The following is a 4,368-nucleotide window of genomic DNA, read 5'->3' as shown; positions in this document are numbered from 1 at the left end:
GGTCCGTGCCGCGGCGCGCGCGGCCCGGCGTCGGCGGATCCGGGAGCCGAGCGCCGCCGGTTCCAGGGTGCCGACGGGGGCGTGGTCGGCGGCGTCGCGCAGCGCGGCGGACAGGTCGAGGCTCATCGGGTGCTCCTGGTGGTCACGAGGTGGGACTCGGTCGGTGCGGCGGCCTGGACGGGACCGAGCACGCGCTCCAGCGCGTGCACCCCGTCGCTGAGGTACCGCTTCACGGCGCCGTCGGAGATCTGCAGCCGGTTTGCGATGTCCGCCACCGGCAGGTCCTCGAAGTAGCGCAGGACAACGCACGCGCGGACCCGCGGGGCGAGGCCGGCCAGCGCGGCGATGACGTCGCGCCGTGTGTCGACGCCACCCTGCGGAGCGTCGGCGATATCCGGCGAAGCGAGCAGGTGCCGGAGCCCGAGCCAGCGGCGCCGGCGTCGGTACCCGTCGATGTAGGTGGAGAGCATGGTCTGGCGGACGTAGCCCTCGACGGCCGCGGGCTCGCGCAGCCGGGCCTTGCGGGCCAGCACCGACACCAGCGCGTCCTGCACGAGCTCCTGCGCGTCGGCCGCGTCCCCGGTCAGCAGGTACCCGTACCGCAGCAGTGCCGGTCCGCGGTCACGGACGAGCGTGTCGAGCACGTCCTGCCAGTCCACCCCGGTCCTGCTCTCGCTCGGCGCGTCGGCCGCTCGGCCCGACATCGACCATGACGGACGGGCGCCCCGTTTCGTTGGGGCGCGCCGGGACCATGATCGCGGAGCGTCGTCCTCAGGCGGCGAACGGCAGGACGCTCACCCCGTCGGCCGCCAGCGCCGCCCGCACCGACCGGGCCAGGCGCGCGGCGCCGGCGGTGTCGGAGTGCACGCACACCGACTCCGCGGGCACGACCACGTCCGTCCCGTCGATCGCGCGGACCACGCCCTCCTGCACGAGCCGCACGACGCGACTCGCCACCTCGGCCGCGTCGGTGATCACGGCCCCGGGCTGGGACCGCGGGACCAGCGTCCCGTCCGACCGGTAGCCCCGGTCGGCGAAGGCCTCGATGACCGCCCGGAGCCCGTGCCGGTCCGCCTCCGCCAGGACGGCCGAGCCCGGCAGCCCGAGGACCGGCAGGCCGGCGATCGCCGCGACGACCGCCCGCGCGTGGGCCTCGTGGTGGACGACCGTGTTGTAGAGCGCGCCGTGCGGCTTCACGTACGCCACACGTGTGCCTTCGCGCAGCGCGATCGCCTGCAGCAGCTCGATCTGCTGAGAGACCTGCACCTGGAGCACGTCGACCGGCACGTCGAGGAAGCGCCGGCCGAAGTGCTCGCGGTCGAGGTAGGACACGTGTGCTCCGACGGAGACCCCGCGCCGCGCGGCCGCCCGGCAGACCGCCGCCATGACGCGCTCGTCGCCCGCGTGGAACCCGCACGCCACGTTGGCGCTGGTCACGACGTCGAGCAGGAGCGTGTCCAGACCGTCGACGCCGTCGAGCCAGGGGTCCAGCTCCTCGCCGAGGTCGCAGTTGAGGTCGATCCGCGCCGCCATCCCCCGATCCTGCCCGACGACCGCCCGGTGCGAGGATGGGCGGGTGGTGGAACCCGGTGAGCTGCTCGACGTGCTGCTCGCCGCCGGACGCCGCACCGACCGGATGACCCACGTCCGGCACCTGCCCTCGCGCCCGGGTGTGCAGTCGGACTGGCCGACCTGGGCCGACCCCGACCTGGTGCACGGGTACCGGTCGCTCGGGGTGGACCGTCCCTGGCTCCACCAGGCCGACGCCGCCGACGCCGCCTGGTCCGGTCGGCACACCGTGCTGGCCACCTCCACCGGCTCGGGCAAGTCGCTGGCCTTCTGGCTGCCGGCCCTGTCGACCGCCCGGGCCGCCGCGGCAGGCTCCCTGCTCGACCCGGGCCGGATCGAGTCGGTGACCCGGCGCGCGACCACCCTGTACCTCTGCCCGACCAAGGCCCTGGCTGCCGACCAGCTCGCGGCCCTCGACCGCCTGCTGACCGCGAGCCGCACCCGGGACGTCCGCGTGGCCACGTGCGACGGCGACACGTCGCTGGACGAACGCCGCTGGGTGCAGGAGCACGCGGACGTGGTGCTCACCAACCCCGACTTCCTGCACTTCGCGCTCCTGCCTCAGCACCGGCGGTGGGCGCGGCTGCTCGGGTCCCTGCGCTACGTGGTGGTGGACGAGTGCCACGCGTTCCGCGGCGTGTTCGGCGCGCACGTCGGGCTGGTCCTGCGGCGGCTGCGCCGGCTCGCCGCCTCCTACGGTGCGACCCCGACCTTCCTGCTGGCGTCCGCGACCACCTCCGACCCGGCCGCGAGTGCCGCCCGCCTCATCGGCGTCGACCCGGCCGAGGTCACCGCGGTGACCGACGACGCCTCCCCCGCCGGCCGCAAGACGTTCGTCCTGTGGCAGCCGCCCGAGCTGCCCGGGTCCGAGGCGCCCTGGTCGGCGCTGCTGCCCGAGGACGACCCGTGGGCCACCCCGCTGGCACTCCCCCGGCACGTCACACGCGGACCGGACGACCTGAGCCGACCGGCCCCGGACGACGTGTGGGGGTCGGTGCCGGTCACCGTCAGCGAGGCGCCCGCCTTCCCCGGCGCGGAGGACCCCGTGGTGCTGGCCGACCTGCTCGCCGGGCTGCCGCTGGAGGGCTCCGGTCCCCTCGGGACGGGCGAGCGGGTGGTCGCCGGTGCCTCCGACCGGCCACGGCGCACCGCCACCGCGGAGATCGCCGACCTCCTGGCCGACCTCACCGCGGCGGGCGCGCGCTCGCTCGCGTTCACGCGGTCGCGCCGCGGCGCCGAGTCCGTCGCGGCCACCACCCGAGCCCACCTGCTGGAGATCGACCCCACGTTGGCGGCGTCGGTCTCCGCCTACCGCGGCGGGTACCTGCCCGAGGAGCGCCGCGCCCTGGAGGCCGCCATCCGGTCCGGGGCGCTGCGGGCGCTCGCGACGACGAACGCGCTCGAGCTGGGCGTCGACATCTCGGGGCTCGACGCCGTCCTCATCGCGGGGTGGCCCGGCACCCGCGTGTCCCTGTGGCAGCAGGCGGGCCGCGCAGGGCGGGCAGGCACGGACGGGCTGGTCGTCCTGGTGGCCCGCGAGGACCCGCTGGACACGTTCCTGGTGCACCACGCCGAGGCGATCTTCGACGCGCCCGTCGAGGCGACCGTGTTCGACACCACCAACCCCTACGTGCTGGCCCCGCACCTGTGCGCCGCCGCGGCCGAGCTGCCGTTGCGCACCGAGGAGCTGGACCTGTTCGGGCCGCGCACCGCCGACCTGCTGGGCGAGCTCGTCGAGCGCGGGACGCTGCGCCGCCGGCCGTCCGGGTGGTACTGGACGCACAACGAGCCGGCCAGCCGGCTCACCGACCTGCGCGGGTCGGGCGGCGACCCGGTCCGCGTGGTCGAGTCCGTCACCGGACGCCTGCTCGGCACCGTCGACGCCGCCTCCGCCGACTCGACCGTCCACGACGGCGCCGTGTACGTGCACCAGGGCGCGACGTTCGTCGTCGACGAGCTTCGGCTGGAGGACGGCATCGCCCTGGTGACCCGCCGCGACGTCGACTACGGCACCTGGGCGCGCTGGGTCACCACCACCGAGATCCAGTCCGTCGACCGCGAGGTGCCGTGGGGCCCGGTCACATGGGGGTTCGGGTCCGTCGACGTGACCACCCAGGTGCTCGGCTACCAGCGCAAGCGCATCCCGGACCTCCAGGTGCTCGGCACCGAGGAGCTGGACCTGCCCGCCCGGATGCTGCGCACGACGGCCGTCTGGTGGACCGCCCCGGCGGAGGTGCTGCTGGCGGCCGGTGTCACGGTGGAGGCGACCCCCGGCGCCCTGCACGCCGCCGAGCACGCGTCCATCGGGCTGCTCCCCCTCCTGGCCACGTGCGACCGCTGGGATCTCGGCGGGCTGTCGACCGCGCTCCATGTGGACACCGAGCAGGCCACCGTCTTCGTGCACGACGCCTACCCCGGCGGTGCCGGCTTCGCTGAGCGCGGCTTCACGCTCGGCGCCACCTGGCTGCGCGCCACCCGCGACGCGATCGCCGCCTGCCGCTGCCTGACCGGCTGCCCCGCCTGCGTCCAGTCGCCCAAGTGCGGCAACGCCAACAACCCGCTGGACAAGGCCGCCGCCGTCCGGCTGCTCGACGTGGTGCTCTCGCACGCCCCGACCCCCTGAGCGCTCGCTCACCGCCGGCCCGACGCGGGTCCCGCCCGGGCCCACGCGGTCGCGGTCCCGCTCGCGCTGGCCACGTCGACCCGCACGACCACCACGCCCGCACCCTCGTCCGCGCACGACCCGAGCCGTCCACCGTTGCGCCGCACCACCTCGCCGACCGTGGCACAGGGGTCGCC

3 protein-coding genes are annotated in these 4,368 nt (G+C 75.8%); 1 reads left to right on the top strand and 2 read right to left on the bottom strand.

The genetic code is table 11. The features are described from left to right. Positions 1-122: 122 nt before the first annotated feature. Entirely contained in the window at positions 123-659 is a 537-nt protein-coding gene (locus RYN42_RS19905; RefSeq protein WP_315099281.1) for a sigma-70 family RNA polymerase sigma factor, read from the bottom strand. A 112-nt stretch (positions 660-771) separates the two neighbouring features. Then, positions 772-1,533 carry a 5-oxoprolinase subunit PxpA gene (locus tag RYN42_RS19900; RefSeq protein ID WP_315099278.1) on the bottom strand — a complete coding sequence of 254 codons (762 nt, stop codon included), beginning with the start codon at positions 1,531-1,533 and terminating at the stop codon, positions 772-774. A gap of 103 nt (positions 1,534-1,636) precedes the next feature. Between RYN42_RS19900 and RYN42_RS19895 the strand changes: the two genes are divergently transcribed. Beyond that, positions 1,637-4,192, top strand: a complete 2,556-nt coding sequence (locus RYN42_RS19895; RefSeq protein ID WP_315099284.1) for a DEAD/DEAH box helicase — start codon at positions 1,637-1,639, stop codon at positions 4,190-4,192. Positions 4,193-4,368: the final 176 nt, after the last annotated feature.

Source organism: uncultured Cellulomonas sp. (assembly GCF_963527515.1).
Taxonomy (GTDB): Bacteria; Actinomycetota; Actinomycetes; order Actinomycetales; family Cellulomonadaceae; genus Cellulomonas.
Note: the sequence above shows the minus strand (reverse complement) of the source record. Positions and strands in the feature narration are given on the sequence as shown.